This is a genomic window from Nocardia altamirensis NBRC 108246, assembly GCF_001612685.1.
GTDB lineage: Bacteria > Actinomycetota > Actinomycetes > Mycobacteriales > Mycobacteriaceae > Nocardia > Nocardia altamirensis.
Map to the genome: position 1 here is coordinate 120,962 of NZ_BDAY01000015.1, position 17,085 is coordinate 138,046.

Genomic DNA, 17,085 nt, shown 5'->3' on the forward strand with positions numbered 1-17,085 from the left:
TGGAGTTTTGATGCAGTTGAATGCCTTTTCCAGTTACGACGAACCACTCGGACCGCGCAGCGGTCGCTATTTCGGTTCCGGGTATAAGAATGTCGCGCAGGATATGTTCGAGCTGGAAATAACCAGGTCGACCGAGCCGGGTGCTAAGCACAGTGCCGTCGGCAGGCTCAGCTATCCCGCGGACTGGTCGACCAAGAAACACCGTGAACTGGTCCCGCATGTCAGCAGCATCGACACCGTGATGCTGGCGGTATCGCTCTGTGATGCCGCCATCTCGCACACCAGAAACCTGAGCGCCGACCAGTCCGCGCACATGCTGGTCCGACATACCTCGGTGCGAGCGGGCACGACTCCGCACGAGAATCTGGACCGCATCCCGGTCGATGTGGAGGTCGTCTCCGTCGTCGCCGCAGAGGACGCGGAGGACGGCGAGCTCGAGACCACCTTCCGCTTCCAGGTCGGCAATCTGGCAGGCACGCTCACGATGGCGCATCCGGCGGGCTCCAGTGCGACAGCATCGCAGGAGGTGGACCGGCTCGGCCACATCAGCGACATCTACGGCACGGTGCCGCACTACTTCCTCAACGGCCTGAAGAACCACACCCTGTCGGCCTCCGACCTCACGGTCAACGACGACGTCACCAGAATTACCGGCAAGCATTGGATCGCGGCAGGCGACAACGACGCCTACGCCGGCGCGGAATCCGCCTACTGGGACACGGTTTCGCCGATCGACGCGATCATCGGCGCCGCACAGCTCTCCCAGATCCTGCTGTACAAGCTGGACCACCTGGATCGCTCCAACAGCAACACCTTGTGGATGCGCAAACTCGAACTCGTCACCGTCGCACGACATCCGGCGCAGCAGTCGTTCGAGGGCACCATGGAGATCCGGCGCACCTCGGTGGTCGAACGCGGCGGCAAGCGCTGGCGCAGCGCCGACATCTTGCTCAAAGAATTCGCGGGGGCGACGGGATCCTGCCTGCTTGCCCATCAGCTACCGGACTGAGGTGGGTATCGCAACCGTGCCCGAACGCGCAGGCGGACAGCGCCGCACGCGCGATCAGCGCGTGCTGCGCCGCGGCGCGCCGCGTCCACATCCATGGTCGGTGCGCGAGCACCGGATCGAATGTCGTACGCACGGACCCGACCGCGCGACGGTAAACCGCAAGGCGAATATTCGCGCGACGTTCGACCGCGGTCAACCTTGTGCTCATTTATTTCTCATGTCGATGCCCGGCTCGCCCGAAACAGCCGGTGCCGACGCGGTGGTTTCCACAAAAGAACCGCCACTCATATTGACAAGTTATCAGTTGATTACTAGATTTCCGAGGCGAGAAACACATTTGCCTGCGGATATGCTCACCCCCGCACCAAGAGGATCTCTGATGAAGGATGTACCCGCGCTCCGACTAGCCGTCACCGGAGCGCCGCGCACCGGCAAGACCACGGTGAGCACCGTCCTTTCTCTCGTCACCGGCCTGCCGCACTCGGCGATCGAGCACAACGCGACCGTGCCGAGGACCAACCGCAAGCTGGCGGCAACCGTCGAGGTCTCGGTCCGCGGCTTCGAACGACGGCTGGACTCCGAAGCCCGTCTGACCTCGGGTTTCATCTCCGATGGGTCCATTTTGAACGAGTGGGCCGTTGCCGAGACCCGGCGGCGCACCCGCCAGACCAGTTGGTGGGACTGGCTGTTGCGGCCACGCGAGATGCCCTACCGCGTCTTCGAACAGCGCTTCCTCGCCGCGCACGCTGGCATCGTCGCCCGGCGCGCAAATCTCAACTACGACGCATTCGTGCATTTGCGCATAGACCCGGAAACAGAAACCGAAGAAGACCTCGTCGAGCGGCGCACCGCCGATCGATTGTTGCTGGATATATTGCACCAATCCGACCTGCCCTGCCTGGTCACCGGCGGCGCTGTCGACGAAATAGTCACCCAGGTGACGAGTTTATGCAGGCTGCCGCAAGTAATTCCCATTTCCGAAGCGGTTTCGGCTGCACTACCCGCCGCTTGAATTCCGCGACCGAACGCGTTTTCCGCTGATTCAGAAAGTCAGGCCCATGGCAACAGTTCGCATAGATCAGAAACCTCAGCAGTCCGACAGCGCAGTATGGACCTTGGTCGTCGTCTCCGTCGCCACCTTCATGCTGATGCTCGACCTGACCGTCGTCAACGTCGCCCTACCCGATATCCGCAACGCCTTCGACTCGTCGTTCTCCGCCCTGCAGTGGATTCTCGACGCCTACGCGCTCGGCCTGGCCGCGGTGCTGCTCGCTGCTGGCTCGCTGGCCGACCGCATCGGCAGGAAGAAGGTGTTCGATGCGGGCCTGCTCATCTTCGTCCTCGCGTCGCTCGCCTGCGGTCTCGCCCAGAACGATCTGACGCTGATCATCGCGCGCTTCGTCCAGGGCCTCGGCGGCGCAGTGCTTTTCGCGGTCGGCCCGGCGCTGCTCGGGCACGAGTTCCGCGGTAAGGCGCGCGGCATGGCCTTCGGCGTCTTCGGCGCGGTGGCAGGCCTCGCGATCGGCTTCGGCCCGCTGATCGGCGGCGGCCTCGCCGACAGCGTCGGCTGGCGCTGGATCTTCCTGATCAACGTGCCGCTGACCATCGCGGCACTGGTCATCGGCTTCCTGAAGATGCGCGAATCCCGCAACGAGTTCACCCCGCCGGTGGACTGGCCAGGCATGATCGCGTTCTCTGCTGGCCTGTTCTTCCTGGTGCTCGGCTTCATGCGCGGCCAGGCAGACGGTTGGACCAGCGTCCGGATCATCGGCTGTTTCGTCGCGGCGGTACTGCTGCTTGCCGGCTTCACCTTCCTGCAGATCAGCAGGCCGAGCCACGCCATGTTCGACCTGAAGCTGTTCCGCAACGACACCTTCAACGGCTTGTTCGTGGTGACCGCGCTGTGCGCACTCTCGGTGATGCCCGCGCTCTTCCTGCTCATCTCGTACCTGCAGAACCAGCTCGGCCACGCACCGTTCGCCAGCGGGCTTCGGCTGTTGCCGCTGACGCTGATGCTGTTCGTCGCGGCGGCCGTCGGCGGCAGCCTGGTGGCCAAGTTGCCGCCCGCCGTCCTGGTCGGTGGCTCGCAGCTGTTCATCGCCGCGGGACTGGCGGCGGTGCTGCTCGTCGACACCGGATCCGGGTGGACCGCACTGATTCCCGCGTTCATCCTGATCGGCATCGGCATGGGCATGTTCAGCCCGGGCCGCGCGGCCTTCTCCATCGCCGTCACCACGCCGGACAAGGCGGGCATGGCCTCGGGTGTCAACGAGACCGCGCAGCAGGCGGGCCTCGCCATCGGCATTGCGGCGATCGGCGCGTTCTTCCAGAACCGGGTCGGCAACTCCTTCACCAATGCCGAGTCGGCGCGAACCGCGTTGGGCGACAAGGTGTCCGAGGTCAGCGACGCGATCGCGGCAGGCGGCGGCGCGCACGTACCCGAGCCGATCAGGGCGGCCGCGAACACCGCGTTCGTCAGCGGGCTGCACCAGGCGATGATTCTCGCCTCGGTGATCGCGGCGATCTCCGGCGTGGTCGCTTTCCTCACGCTGCGCAAGGAAGACCTGAACGAGGCCGCGCTCGCGACCCCCGGCATTCCGCCGGAGGCCGACGATGTCACCCGGCCGCTGCGGCTACCAGGCCAGGTCGACAGCCAGGTTCGCACCAACCGATAGGAGACGGCGTCGTGTATCTCATCGGCGGGCAACGGCGTGACCACATCAAGCTGGCCATCTCCGGCACCTACTCGACCGGGAAGAGCACGACCACCGAGGCGCTGTCGCTGGCCACCGGCATTCCACGCACGCACGCCATGACCGCGCGCGAAATCCTGATGGAGATCGCGCCGGGCAAGACACTCAACGAACTGAACTCGATCGAGCTGTTGCAGCTCGGCCTGCGCCGGTTCGAGGAACGGGTGCACAACGAATCCGGCAGTGACTCTTTCATTTCCGACGGATCCGTGGTGCACGAGTGGGTGTACGGCACCGCCCGGCTGCAGGTCGGCATCAACCCGGGCGCGAACTGGGCGCTGCGGGCGATGAAGGCGGTCACCGGTTTCGGCCGCAAGGCGCCGGTGACCGACTACATCGAGATGTTCGGCGATATCGTCAAGGCGCGGGCCAGCGTGCTCTACGACGCGTATGTCCATCTGCCGGTGGAGTTTCCGCTGCGCGCCGACGGGCACCGCCCGGTCTCCGAGCCGTTCCGGCGGCTGTCGGACCAGACGCTGCTCGAGGTGATTCGCGGGCTCGGCGTGCCGTACGAGGTCGTCGGCGGCAGCGTGTACGAACGCGTCAGCCGGATCGCCGAACTGTTCGATCTCGATATCGTGATGCCGATCGAGCAGGCGATCGAGCAGGCGCAGCACCGAGTCGGCAGTTCTATCAAGGCGATCGAGGACGACGAGCGGTACAAGGAGGCACAGCGGAAGAAGTCGCTGAGCCGCCGAGTCACCTATGCCATGCGCTACTGAACGACGCTCGCGCCCTGGACAAAACGTGGGACCCCGAGCCAATCGCTCGGGGTCCCACGGTGTTTCGTTCGACGCCGGTGCTTACGGGATGGTCAGCACCTGGCCGGGGTTGATCGCGTCCGGGTTGTCGATGCCGCTCGCGTTCGCGATCTCCTGGTAGCGGTTGCCGTCACCGTAGAAACGCTCGGCGATCGCCCACAGGGTGTCGCCCGGCTCGACCGTGTAGGTCTGCGCGGCGGGCGGCGGGGGCGGCACCTCTTCGGCGGGAGCGGCAGGCGCCTCCGCCACCGGCTCCGGGGCGGCCAGCGGGTTGTCGGTCTTGGTGTTGGACGCCCACAGTGCGCTGCCGTCCTTGCCGTACAGCACCACGTTGCGGTCCGCCTGCACGGTCAGCCGGTCCGCGTCCTTGCCGTTCGTCTCGGTCGACCAGGCCGCACCCTCACCCTTGTAGAGCACGAAGTTGCCGTCCGCCTGCAGCGCCGCGCGCTCGACACCCTGATTGTGAGTCAGGGTGGACCACACGACATTTCCGTCCGGCTCGGACAAGACGAGGTTGCCGTCGCTCTGCAAAGTGAGGGTGTAAGCACCACCCTGCAGGGACTGGCCGAGTCCGAGTTCTTCACCAACGCGCAGTGTGTCGCCCACGGTTCTTCCTTTCGAAGTTTTGAAGAGCATCCGACCGATGCACACCGAAAACTCAGGCGTGCATCTAGGCCGAAGATACTGCTCGTTGCGGGGTTACGGAGGGATTACGCGCTCGGTTCGCCGAAAGTTCACTGTGGGGTGTGTCCTATTGCCGATCTTCGGCAGATGTGCAGCTAATCGCGAGCGTTACCCATATGCGTACCTGCGCATTCGCGGCCGCATTCTTCGCCGCACGAACACACCGTCTCCCGCTGTTACCACTAGGGTTGTCGCCATGACTCGAATGTCGGGCGGACGCGCCGCCACAGCTGTCGCCGTCGTGCTCGGGTGTCTGGTGGCGGCGGGCTGTAGCGGCGCCGATGACGCTGCGGCACAACCCAAGACCAGCACGACAGGCAAGGCAGCGAGTACGCCGGTCGAGGAATCCAGCTCGAACCTCGGCAGGGAATTCACTGCGGACCCCACAATCGTTGGGGCACATGCGATCCCGTTTACGTCGTGGACCAAAATCGCCGACGACCGGATCGCGGTCAACTTCCAGTCCGGTTCGCCGGAATGCTACGGCGTGGACGCCACTGTGCGCGAGACCGATTCGGCCGTCACCGTGGAGCTGCGGTCCGGCTCGCGCGCCGACGCGGTCGGCCGGATGTGCACCATGATCGCGGTGTTCGGGACGCTGACCGTGTCATTGAAGGCGCCGCTGAAGAACCGTCAGGTGCTCAGCGCGGCCCAGTAGGAAGACGCACTAGAGCACGGGCTCGCCGACCGCATCGGCACGCCGCGCGAACTCATGGTAGCTGCCGGCTTGCGGTGGACCCCAGGTCTGCTGTGCCATGACCCGAAGCGGCATGGTGATCGACACGGCGATCTGCTCGGGTGTCTGCACCGTCGGATCGTCGCACCAGACGAACAACCCCGAGCCGAGGTTGCGCTCGTTCTGCGCGGGGCTCAGCCTGCTGCCGTCCACGAACAGCGCGGGATCCCACAGCTGATAAGCGATCGGGGCGGGGACGTTGCCTACCGCCGTCGGTCCGCCCGCGACGTAGTAGGTCGGGGTGAATGCCGCGTTCCTGACCTCATGGCCCGCAGCGATGAGATCGGCGGGCGTGCGGGCCGCGCCGAAGAACGGCAGCGGCAGCTGCGGGATGCCTGCCCTGCTCCAGTAATCGACGACGATGTCCGTGCCGATGGTCAGGGTGCCCGCGCCGGTGTGCAAGCCGTCGTTCCAGATGCGCGGGCGCTTGCCGTTGGCGCGCACGATGTCCGCGCCCCAGTTGATCAGGCCAAGGAAGGCGTCCACCGGCTGGGCCTGCGGCCCATAGGTGGCCTTCGCGTACGCGCCGATCTGCGGGTATTCGTCATAGCTCGTGACCATGGCGCCGTCGAGGAGGAACTCGTCCGCGCCGAGGTGCCAGTAGCGGCCGGGGAACAGCGGAAGAAATTCCTCGAGGATGTCGCGCATCAGGTCGTAGGCGCGCGGATTCGCGATGTCGATGGCCGCGTCGGAGACCCGCCCGTTCGCGCTGCGCAACTTCAACTCGGGGTGCGCGGCCAGGATGCCGTTCATGTGGCCGGGGAAGTCCACCTCGGGCACGATCTCGACCTGATACCTGGCCGCGTAATCGACCAGCTCTCGGATGTCCTGCTTCGTATAGTGCTGCGCCGCGGTGATTTCCGGGTGCCGGTCGCTGTCTAGCCGGAAGCCGAAGGTATCCGAGAAATGCAGGTGCAGCAGGTTCAGCTTGAGGTGGCCCATCCGCCGGATCTGCGCACGCAACAGCTCGACCGGCATGAACTCGCGGCCGACGTCGAGCATCAGGCTGCGTTCCCGATACTGCGGCCAATCGGTCACGGCGCCACCGGGTATCACGGTCCGCTGGCGCAGCAGCTGGAGTGCCGACCTGGTGGCGTAGAACGCGCCCGCGGTGTCGGCGCCGCGCAGTTCCATGGTGTCGGCGACCGAAATTCGGTAAGCCTCTGGCATTTCCGGTGCGTCCGGCACGAGCCCGGTGGTCAGGACAATGTCACCGGCACTGCCTGCCGAACCAGGTTGCGCGGCAATGTCGTTGCCCGTGGCCGCTTGCAAGGACGCCGCGAAATCCGTTGCGGTCTCCCGCAATGCGTCCTGCGTGTACAGCACCCGCGCCTTTGTGCCGAGCGAGAAGTCCGCGCCGCCGGGCTGCCACTGTTTGAGCGACGGCACCGTCCGCGGCACACCCGGCTCGGCCGAGGCGGCCGGTGTCCCACCGAAACCCACCGAGGCGGTGACGAGCACCGCAGCCACACCGGAAGCCACTGCGCGCACAGACATGCGGCTACTCTACGAAACCCGCACCGCCGACACCCTCGACAAACGCCGAACGCCACGTCGGCGGACCGACGTGGCGTTCGAAAACTGCCGACTCAGTGGGCGAAGTGCCGCGAACCGGTCAGGTACAGCGTCACCCCGGCCTCACGGGCCAGGTCGATGGTCTCCTGGTCCCGCACCGAACCACCCGGCTGCACGATGGCACGAATGCCTGCCTGCACCAGCTGCTGCGGTCCGTCGGGGAACGGGAAGAAGGCGTCCGAGGCGGCGACCGAGCCCTTGGCCCGATCACCGGCACGCTGGACGGCGAGCTGCACGGCGTCCACCCGGTTCACCTGTCCCATGCCGACGCCGACCGACGCGCCGTCGTGCGCGAGCAGGATCGCGTTGGACTTCACAGCACGGCAAGCGCGCCAAGCGAATTCGAGATCGGCGAGGGTCTCGGCATCGGCCGCCTCGCCCGCCGCCAGCGTCCAGTTGGCCGGGTCGTCGCCCGCGGCGTCGAGGACGTCGCGCTGTTGCAGCAGCGCACCGCCGCTGATCGGGCGCAGCTCGGCGCCACCGCGGCGCGGCGGCTCCGCGACCAGGATGCGCACGTTCTTCTTGCGCTGCAACACTTCCACCGCACCGCTCGCGTAGGACGGCGCGACGATCACCTCGGTGAAGATCTCCGCGACCTGCTCGGCCAGCTCCACGGTGACCTCACGGTTGGCCGCGATCACGCCGCCGAAGGCGCTCACTGGATCGCAGGCGTGCGCCTTGCGGTGCGCCTCGGCGATGTCGGCGCCGATCGCGATGCCACATGGGTTGGCGTGCTTGATGATCGCCACCGTCGGTGCGGTGTGGTCATAGGCGGCGCGCCAGGCGGCGTCGGCATCGGTGTAGTTGTTGTACGACATCTCCTTGCCGTGCAACTGCTTCGCCTGCGCGAGCCCGAGACTGCCGTCGTTGTTGGCGTAGAGGGCCGCGGCCTGGTGCGGGTTCTCGCCGTACCGCAGCACCGAGGTGCGCTCCCAGGTGCCACCGAGCCACCCGGGGAACAGCGCGGGGGCGGCGGCCGGTTCGTTCGCGCCCGCCGCAGGGACGAGCACGTTCGTCAGCCAGCTCGCGACGGCCACGTCGTAACTCGCGGTGTGTTGGAAAGCCTTGGCCGCCAACTCGGTTCGCTCGCGGTAGGTGAACCCGCCGCCCTGCGCGGCGGCCAGCACGCGGTCGTAGTCACCGCTGTCGACCACCACGGCCACCGACGGATGGTTCTTGGCGGCGGCACGCACCATCGACGGCCCGCCGATGTCGATCTGCTCGACGCACTCGTCGAGGCTCGCCCCGCTCGCCACGGTCTGGGTGAACGGGTACAGATTCACCACCACCAGCTCGAACGCCTCGACGCCGAGTTCGACCAGCTGATCGATGTGTTCCTGCCTGCGGAAGTCGGCGAGGATCCCCGCGTGCACCCGGGGATGCAGCGTCTTCACCCGCCCGTCGAGCGTCTCCGGGAAGCCCGTGAGGTCCTCCACCTTGGTGACGGGGACACCGGCGCCGGCGATCTTGCTCGCGGTCGAGCCGGTCGACACCAGCTCGATGCCCGCGGCGTGCAGGCCGGTGGCGAGCTCGATGAGACCGGTCTTGTCGTAGACGCTCACCAGCGCCCGGCGAATCGGCCTGCGGTGCGCCGACTCCGTGGCCGCTGCGGGATCGAGGGTTGCTTCGCTGCGCTCAGTCACCGGAGAACTCGCTCATCTGGGATAACTGCCTTTCGTCCGTCGGAAACTATCCCCCGGGTCGCGACGGCCGCGACGACCTGCGCCAGCAACCGCCTTTCGACAACCTTGATGCGCTCGTGCAGGCCTGCCTCGTCGTCGTCGGGCAGCACCGGCACCGCCTCCTGCGCGAGGATCGGGCCGGTGTCGACGCCCGCGTCGACCAGGTGCACGGTCGAGCCGGTGACCTTGACCCCGTAGGCGAGCGCGTCGCGCACCCCGTGCGCGCCGGGGAAGGCAGGCAGCAGCGCGGGGTGGGTATTGATGATCCGGCCGCCGAACCGGTCGAGGAACGCGGCACCGAGGATCTTCATGAATCCGGCCGAGACCACCAGGTCCGGCGCGTGCGCGGCGACCGCGTCGGTCAGCGCGGCGTCCCATGCGGTGCGATCGGGGAAGTCGTTCAGCGCCACCCGGAAATGCGGCACCCCGGCGGCGTCGGCATGGCCGGTGGCCGCGCAGGTCCGGTCGACGCCGACGGCGACGATCTTGGCCGGGAAATCGGGCGCGGCGGCCGCGTCGAGGAGTGCGCGCAGCAACGAGCCAGTGCCGGAGGCGAGTACGACAACGGTCGCCGGGGACGCGGCGGGGATCCACGGCGCGTGCGGGGACGGCTGGGGGGCGACAGCCGGCGGGGTGGGTCGGCTCAGCGCTCTACTCCTGCGATCGATCGGACGGCGGACGGAAGAGCTCCGCCGCGTAGAGCCTAACGACCCTCGACCCGGTCACTTTCCGGCAGGTCCGCCTCGACCACCTCGGCGTCCACGATGTCCGGTGTGGTATCCGCGCCGGGTGTGCGGACCGTCCCGATCGCGGTCTGCTCCTCGACGAGTTCGCCGTCCACCGCGACTTCCAGGTCCGGTCCGTCGTAGTCGGCGTAGTCGTCTTCGTAGTAGTCGCGGTCCTCGGCGTAGTCGTCGTCGGTGTAGTGCTCGTCGTCGTAGTAATCGTCGTCGTAGTAGTCGTCCTCGTCGTACGGGTCGGCGTAGTCGGCGGGCGCCGTGCCGACCGGGACGAGGAACCAGCGCGCGAACACGAGACCGGCATAGCCGGGGATGGCCAACCACGCGAAGGTCACCACCGCGAAGATCGGCAGCTCCAACCCGACGTGGCCGAAGGTGCCGAGATCACCGCCTGCGATCGCGCCGAGCAACAGCAGGGCGACGGTCGCCAGCCCCGCCGAGCTCAGCGTCGCCCACGGCGCGGTGATCCGATCGGTCGAGGTGCGCGCAAGATCGAGCCCACCGAGCACGCCGATCGCGGCAGGCAGCAGCAACAGCACCGGCCACCAGCCCGCGGCGGGCCCGGTCGGTACCGCCGCCAGCAACGGCACGGCCGGAATCGGGCCGCCCACAACGGAAAACACGCCGAAGGAGGCGGCGCCGAGCTGCGCGCCCGAGCCGACGAGCACGCCGACCGCCAGCACAACCAGGTTCGGCAGGTAGGCCAGCGAGAGCACGGTCAGCCCGATCACCCCTGCGGCATTGCCCGCGCTCTGGTAAGTCTCGCCGACCCGGGTGACGTGCACCAGAAACGCGATGACGACGATCGCGGTCGCGCAGCCGAGCATGCGCAAGACAGCGCGGCCCGCGCCGTACATCCCGGAGATCGCCCACTCGGGCAGCCGAAGCAGCGTGAAAACCTGCCGCCGGTTCCTGCTCGAGATCCCGCCCGCTGCCGCAACCAGATACAGGCCGCCGACCCAGGCGAACGCGGCGAGGGTGTTCGGCGGCTCCAGCGCGACGACGCCGGAGGCGTCCTCCGCGACCGCGAGACAAATGGCGGTGATCAGCAGTGGTCCGGCCAGCGCGGCGCCGACGATCCAACCGAGATCGGCGCGCGTGCAGTCCGGTTCGACCGCGCGGGCACATTCCCGCCCGGCCAGCCACACCACCAGCGCGGTCGGCACCAACGGAAGCAGGCCGAGCGAAGTCTTGCCGATCACCAGCGGAACCTGGTGTACCCCAAGCCATCCCGCGGCGATCGCGCCGGAGGTGCCGGTCAGGTCGCTGCCCGCGCTCAGCAGGGTGGCGAGCGCGAGCACGATGACGGCGGTCAGCGCGTAGGTCGTCGGGCGCCCTGCGACGAGCACGAGGACGCGCGCGCGTTCCGGGGTGAGTGACAGAAACCCGGCCTCGTCGGCGTCGGTGTGCTGCGGTTCCGGCACACCACGAGACCCCGTGGTTCGGCGCGCAAGGGAGTTTCTGGGAGCACTCATGACAATTCAGCGTGGCAGCTTCCCCGGCGTGAGCGGGTCAGGCGCGCCGCGAACGCGCCGGGTTCACCCGCCCCGCCGGGGCGTCCCCGAAGGGAGCAGCTGCTACTTGTTGTCGTCGGACGGCCGGAAGGCCTGGGTGGCATCGTTGGTCGGGTCGGCGCTCTGCTCGCCACCGAACGGCTGGCCCTGCGGACCGCTCGGCTGCGCAGGCTGCTGGCCGGACTGCGGGGACTGGCTCGGCTGCCCGTACGACGCACCGTAGGGCGACTGCTGCCCCGGCTGTGCGGCGCCGAAATGCTGGGTGGCGCTGTCGTCCTGGCGCGGCTGCGGCGCACTCGGCGCGCCGTACGGCGAACCCTGTTGTCCCGCACCGTAGGCCGTGGTCGGCTGGCCGTAACCCGGCTGCTGACCGTAAGACTGGCCGGGCTGCTGCCCGTAGGCCTGCTGGCTCGGCTGGCTCTGACCGTACGGCGAAGCCTGCTGTGCCGCACCGTATCCCGGCTGCTGGCCGTAGGGCGACTGCTGGCCGTAAGGCTGCGCGGGCTGCTGGCCGTAGCCAGGCTGGCTCTGCCCGAACGACGGCTGACTCTGACCGAACGACGGCTGCTGCTGGCCGAAGCCGCCCTGTGCGTAACCGGGCGTCGCCGCGGCGGCGGGCCGCGGCGCAGGCGCCTTGACGATGCCCGCCTCGAACAGCACCGCGCCGATCGCGGCAACGGTCTGCGCCAACGCGAACACCAAGAGCAGGTATGCGCCCCACTTCAACTCGACGCCGTCACCGAAGCTGAAGGACTGGACGGCGAGCGCGAGGAAACCCGCCGTGGACGCCGCGGCCGCGGCGCCGGTCCAGTTCTGCTTGGGCAGCAGCGAAAGCCCGGCCAGCAGGCCGCCGAGCAGCAGGATGCCGAGCAGCGACGCGCCGGATCCGTCGAACAGGCTTGCCGTCTCGGCGCTGCGCACCGGGGTGCCGCCGAATTCGATCGGCTTGCTGCCGAGGAACGGCACGAAACCGAGCAGGAAGTTGATCACACCGAGCGCGGCGACCGCGACCGTCAATAAGAACGGAAGACCTTTGGCCTCGGCACCCGACGCACTCGAGCCTGAGCTGGCACCACCACCCGGGGTCGAACCGAGGCTGGCTGACGTGGCGGGCGCGGGCTGGTTGTACCCGGAGCCCCCGGACGGGTATGACATGTCGGTCGTCTCCTAGGTCGAGTCGTACGTGGTCTGCTCTGGTGGATCTCTCCTGACGCTACTGCACTCTTTCGCCCAGGTCATCCTTAACCGAGCCCCCTTAGTGGCACTTAAGCGGCCTGAGGCCAGGTCGCAAGGCGTTTGCCAACAGCTAGCACCGGCGCGGCTGCCCATTGTTCACCCGGTGCACCATTTGCCCGAAAACGTGGCCCGGCCCGGAGCCGCGCGACGAACAGTCGCGCACTCCGGGCCGAGGCCGCCGAATGCACTAGCGGGGCGAAATGAACCAGGCGCCTGGACCGCCGGTGCAGTCGTAGTCGCCCCATTCGCCGTTTTCGATGCCGATGTTGCCCTGCCGCTCACAGGTGCTGAGCGCCTCGTACGGGCCGAGGCGGGCGGGATCCGGTGCGGCGGAGGCGAGGCCTGCGCCTGCGAACCCGGCGAACGTGATGGCGGCGATGGCGGCGATGCGTGCGATGGTCATGCTGTCGGTCCTTTGCTGATCGGTGAATATGGCAGTGTTTGGTCAGTACCGGGGGATCAGCTGCCAGGCGCCATAGCTGCCGACGCAGTCGTAGTCGGCCCATTCACCGTTCTGGATGCCCAGGTTGCCGCGGGAGAGGCACTGGTGCTCGTACTCGAACGGGCCGGTGCTACCCGGCGCCGCCGAACCGGAGCCGAAGGGACCCGCGAATGCGGGGGCGATGGCGCCGAAGAAGCCGGCGACGGTCAGGGCGGCGGTGGCGGCGACACGGGCGGCCGCGGTACGGGTGCTGGTCATTGTCCTTGCTTCCTGGTCAGGTGTAGTGCGTTGCGAGGACAAGATTCCCGGTCGGCCGTCTCAGCGCGATTTCACCCGCATTTCACGAGGTAAGACCGGGCTTTCGGCGCCGGGAGCCGCACGCAACACCCCTGTTCCGACCGCTGGTCAGTCGCGATCGAGGGCGGCAAGCCGGTCGGTGTACCGACGCCAGCCGAAGCCGGTCGTGCCGAATTCGGCGGTGACGTCCATGCGCTGCGCCTGTGCGGCGGCCCGGTCGCCTTCCGCGTGCAGGAGCACCGCGGAGATCACGCGGGCCGCCAGCAACGGCACGCCGCCGATGCCCGCCGCAGAGAACTCGTCGAGCAACGTTCGCGCCGCGGCGGTTTCCCCCTTGGCGATCAGCACGTCGGCCAGGTCGACGCGGGCCAGGCCCGCCGCCTCCTCCTCGTGCGCGAGGGCGGCGCGGCAGTAGGACTCGGCGGCGTCGAGCTGACCGGCGACGAGAGCGGCTGCGGCGCGGGTCAAGTCGTTCAGCGGCAGAATCTGCCGATCGTCGAGCCTGCGGGCGTAACGGTCGGATTCCTCGGCGACGGCAAGCGCCTCGTCCAGCCGCCCCAGATCGAGCAGCGCCTTGGCTTGGTTGCTCAGACCACGGGACAGGCCGTGCTCGTCGTCGTGCGCGGCATCCACCTTGCTCGACCTGGTGTAGGCCGCGAGTGCCTCGGCCGGGTCGCCCGCGTACAGGAGCGCGGTACCGAGCGCGTCGGCGAACGACGCGCCCTGCGTGTCGCGCACGGCGACCCGCTCACCTTCGCGCAGCCGGGCGACGGCCTCCGGCAGCCTGCACAGTTCCACGTCGACGATGCCCTGGTAGTAGCGCACCGTCTGGGCGAGTTCGGCATCGTCGAGTGGCGCGGCCAGCTCGCCTGCCTCGGCAAGCTGCGCCGCCGCCGATTCCAGGTCGCCGACCATCAACGTGTGAAATCCGTAGTGGCTCAACGCTTGTGCCAGCTCGTGCGCGGGGATGTCGGGCGCCTCGCGCCCGGCCTGCCATTCCCCGGTGAGTGCGGCGTAGTGACGTTGCGCCTCCCGGAACCATGCCCTGGCAAGCCACGGCACATGCATGTCTACCGCCAGGCGCAAACCCTCTGGCGCCCTTGCTGTTCCTGGCGCGTTTTCCAGCGCGGCCAGGATATTCGGCCATTCCGCGAAAACTGCGGCGACCGACTCGGCGGCGGCGAAATCGTCGGGCGTACCGATCGAGCGCACCAGGTTTCGACACCACCGCAGGTGCCAGGCCCGCAGGTGCTCGGTTTCCCCCGACTCCTTCAAACGGGCAAGCGCATAATCACGCACCGTCTCCAGCAGCACGAATCGCCTTGTCTCGCCATAGGTTTGCACCGTGACAAGGTTCCGGTTCACCAAATCCGCGACCGCAGGGGCGATATCACCGGCCTCCAGCTCGCCGTCGGGGACCACCGCCTCGGCCGCCTCCAGCGTGCACCCGCCTGCGAACACCCCGAGCCTGCGCAAGACCGTGCGTTCCCGCTCGGCCAGCAGCTCGTGACTCCAGTCGAGCGCGACCCGCAAACTGGTGTGCCGCCCGCCCGCGGCATCGCGCGCACCGCCGACGAGCAGCCGCACCCGGTCGTCGATCCGTTGTGCCAGTTGGGAAATCGTCAGGGTCCTGGTGAGACCGGCGGCCAGCTCGATGCCGAGCGGCAGCCAATCCACCGCCGCGCAGATCGCCACCAGCTCTTCCCGCTCCGAGGCCGTCACCAAGCCGTGCAGCCCGGCGCGCTCGATGAACAACGCCACCCCGACGCTGCGGTCGAGCGGACCGAGCGGATAGACCGACTCCGCCGGCGCCCCGACCGGCCGCTGCGAGGTCACAAGCACGCTGAAACCTGTTGCCACCCCGACCAATTCGGCGACCGGACCGAGCAGGTGCTCGGCATTGTCGAGAATGAGGAGCGGGGGCGGCGTTGCCGCCTCGCGGCCGAGCGCCTCGATGATCCCCGGCAGTGGGTGATTCGGATCGATCGACGCGTCCGACACCAGTCCCGCCGCCTCCAGCGCCGCGGCTACGGCGGGCAGCACGTCCTCGGCACGACCGAGCGGCGCCAACTCCACCAGCGTGACGGGCCTGCCGGATTGGCAGACCGAACGGGCGAGTTCGATGGCGAGGCGCGACTTTCCGCTGCCGGCGACGCCGACCACCGTCGTCAGTCCCGGTGCGGCGAGACGTGCGGTGAGCGTGGTGAATTCGCGGCCGCGGCCGACGAAACTCGTCGCTGTCACCGCTACCGCCGAGGGTGGCCTCGTCCGGTGTTCCGTTGTCTCGGAACGATTTGCGGTGCTGTCGTCCGAACCGCTGCCGTCACCCGCTCCAGCGCCGTTGACTCCGCTGCCACCCGCTCCAGCGCTATGTGTCCCAGCGCCATCCGCTCCAGCGCCAAACGTCCCAGCGCCATACGTCCCAGCGCCATCCGCTCCAGCGCTATATGTCCCAGCGCCAACCGCTCCAGCGCTGTTCGTCTCGGTGCCAACCGCACCGGTGTCCCGGTATGCCGCGCCATGCTGCGGCTCGCTCCGCGATTCCTCGCTCAGCGCAAACCCACCCGGACGAGCATCGAACGACGCGCCAGCGCGATTCGGCGAAACCTGATCCGCGCCCGCCACACTCCGTGCGGACTGACCGGGCCCGTCCCCGGCGGCAGCGGCCCGCAACGACGGATCATGGTCGAGGATGCGCATTTCCAACGCCGCGGTATCCGGCGAAGGATCGACGCCCAACTCCTCCGAGAGCACCCGCCGCAACCGCGCCAACCGGTCGAGCGCATCGGCCTGGCGCCCGGTGCGATACAGCGCCAACGCCAGCAGGCAGGACAACGGCTCGTGCAACGGATGCCGCGCGACCAAACCGGTCAGCTCGGTCACCACCTCCCCCGCCGCGCCGAGTTCGAGGTTCGCCTCCAGCCCGGCCACGGTCAGCGACAGCCGCCAATCGTCGAGCCGCTCCCCCTCGGCCGCCGCGAACGGAATGGTCCGCAGATCGGCAAGCGCATGCCCGCGCCACAGCGCGAGCGCCTCTCTCGCCGCCGCCGCGACCGCCGGGTAGTCACCGGCCCTGCGGGCCGCGTGTAGTCGCTGTGCGGCCGCCTCAGCGGCCAGCAGATCGGTCGCGGACACGACCGCCTGATATCCCGCAGGCGTCCGTTCGATCACCTCGGCCAGCGGGCCGAGCGCAGACCGCAGCCGCGACACCACGACTCGCAACCGCTGCACCGGCCGCTCGACCTCGGCCCCCCACAAATCCTCGGCCAATCGTCTATCCGGCACCGGCACACGATTCGCCAATGCCAACCGCACCAACACAGCCCGTTCCAGCGGCCGATCGACGGTCACCCCCGCACCGTCGGCCAAGGCCTGCACTGGACCAAGCACCAGCACATCCACGCCGACAAGCATGCCTTGTCCGCAACGTCCGTGTTCGGCCGCCCACTATTGCCGAGCGCCACTGAACCATCCGACCGCTCTATCCGTGTCCCTGAGGAAGACCTCCGCATACCTACGGGAAAAGATCAACGGATGGCTGGTCAGGATGCGCGGCCACTGCCCAGGCCGAGCCCGCCCGCCACACATGACGAAGGCCGCCCCTCGCATCCGGGGCGGCCTTCGTTTGTGGTGGTGCATCCGCGAGAGCGCGACTC

The 17,085-nt window shown here is 68.1% G+C and carries 14 protein-coding genes; 5 read left to right on the top strand and 9 right to left on the bottom strand.

The annotated features are described in order from the left end of the window. The first annotated feature begins 10 nt into the window (after window positions 1–10). Genes NA11_RS10635 through NA11_RS10650 form a run of 4 tightly spaced genes read left to right on the top strand, consistent with a single transcriptional unit; the run spans window position 11 to window position 4,484 of the window. Entirely contained in the window at window positions 11–1,009 is a 999-nt protein-coding gene (locus NA11_RS10635; RefSeq protein ID WP_069161656.1) for an AvrD family protein, read from the top strand. Continuing rightward, on the top strand, window positions 987–2,021 hold the full coding sequence (locus NA11_RS10640) for a hypothetical protein (protein WP_245745816.1): 1,035 nt from the start codon (window positions 987–989) through the stop codon (window positions 2,019–2,021). Before NA11_RS10635 ends, NA11_RS10640 begins: the two co-directional genes overlap by 23 nt. A 46-nt stretch (window positions 2,022–2,067) precedes the next feature. Then, entirely contained in the window at window positions 2,068–3,684 is a 1,617-nt protein-coding gene (locus NA11_RS10645) for an MFS transporter (protein WP_069161658.1), read from the top strand. Window positions 3,685–3,695: 11 nt separating this feature from the next. Beyond that, window positions 3,696–4,484, top strand: a complete 789-nt coding sequence (locus NA11_RS10650) for an AAA family ATPase (RefSeq protein WP_069161659.1) — start codon at window positions 3,696–3,698, stop codon at window positions 4,482–4,484. A gap of 81 nt (window positions 4,485–4,565) precedes the next feature. Here NA11_RS10650 and NA11_RS10655 read toward each other — a convergent pair whose 3' ends face one another. After that, the gene (locus NA11_RS10655; RefSeq protein WP_069161660.1) at window positions 4,566–5,129 is read right to left on the bottom strand and encodes a LysM peptidoglycan-binding domain-containing protein; all 564 of its coding nucleotides are present in this window, start codon (window positions 5,127–5,129) and stop codon (window positions 4,566–4,568) included. Between the two features lie 274 nt (window positions 5,130–5,403). Between NA11_RS10655 and NA11_RS10660 the strand changes: the two genes are divergently transcribed. Beyond that, window positions 5,404–5,865: a hypothetical protein gene (locus NA11_RS10660; protein ID WP_245745817.1), complete on the top strand. Its 462-nt coding sequence runs from the start codon at window positions 5,404–5,406 to the stop codon at window positions 5,863–5,865. Between the two features lie 9 nt (window positions 5,866–5,874). Here NA11_RS10660 and NA11_RS10665 read toward each other — a convergent pair whose 3' ends face one another. The 8 genes from NA11_RS10665 to NA11_RS47025 all read right to left on the bottom strand — a co-directional run bounded on the left by NA11_RS10665 (window position 5,875) and on the right by NA11_RS47025 (window position 16,843). Then, window positions 5,875–7,440, bottom strand: a complete 1,566-nt coding sequence (locus NA11_RS10665) for a beta-N-acetylhexosaminidase (protein WP_069161662.1) — start codon at window positions 7,438–7,440, stop codon at window positions 5,875–5,877. Window positions 7,441–7,532: 92 nt separating this feature from the next. Next, entirely contained in the window at window positions 7,533–9,095 is a 1,563-nt protein-coding gene (purH, locus tag NA11_RS10670) for a bifunctional phosphoribosylaminoimidazolecarboxamide formyltransferase/IMP cyclohydrolase (RefSeq protein ID WP_218023289.1), read from the bottom strand. Between the two features lie 62 nt (window positions 9,096–9,157). Further along, entirely contained in the window at window positions 9,158–9,790 is a 633-nt protein-coding gene (gene purN / locus NA11_RS10675; RefSeq protein ID WP_069161664.1) for a phosphoribosylglycinamide formyltransferase, read from the bottom strand. A 113-nt stretch (window positions 9,791–9,903) separates the two neighbouring features. Continuing rightward, a complete protein-coding gene (locus NA11_RS10680; RefSeq protein ID WP_069161665.1) occupies window positions 9,904–11,415 on the bottom strand; it encodes a cell division protein PerM in 1,512 nt (503 codons plus the stop codon). Between the two features lie 102 nt (window positions 11,416–11,517). Continuing rightward, window positions 11,518–12,609 (bottom strand): DUF5336 domain-containing protein, encoded by a 1,092-nt coding sequence (locus NA11_RS10685; RefSeq protein ID WP_069161666.1) that lies wholly within the window; start codon window positions 12,607–12,609, stop codon window positions 11,518–11,520. Between the two features lie 268 nt (window positions 12,610–12,877). Then, the gene (locus NA11_RS10690; RefSeq protein ID WP_069161667.1) at window positions 12,878–13,093 is read right to left on the bottom strand and encodes a hypothetical protein; all 216 of its coding nucleotides are present in this window, start codon (window positions 13,091–13,093) and stop codon (window positions 12,878–12,880) included. 42 nt (window positions 13,094–13,135) lie between these two features. After that, the gene (locus NA11_RS10695; protein ID WP_069161668.1) at window positions 13,136–13,390 is read right to left on the bottom strand and encodes a hypothetical protein; all 255 of its coding nucleotides are present in this window, start codon (window positions 13,388–13,390) and stop codon (window positions 13,136–13,138) included. A 147-nt stretch (window positions 13,391–13,537) separates the two neighbouring features. Beyond that, a complete protein-coding gene (locus NA11_RS47025) occupies window positions 13,538–16,843 on the bottom strand; it encodes an AfsR/SARP family transcriptional regulator (RefSeq protein WP_069161669.1) in 3,306 nt (1,101 codons plus the stop codon). Window positions 16,844–17,085: the final 242 nt, after the last annotated feature.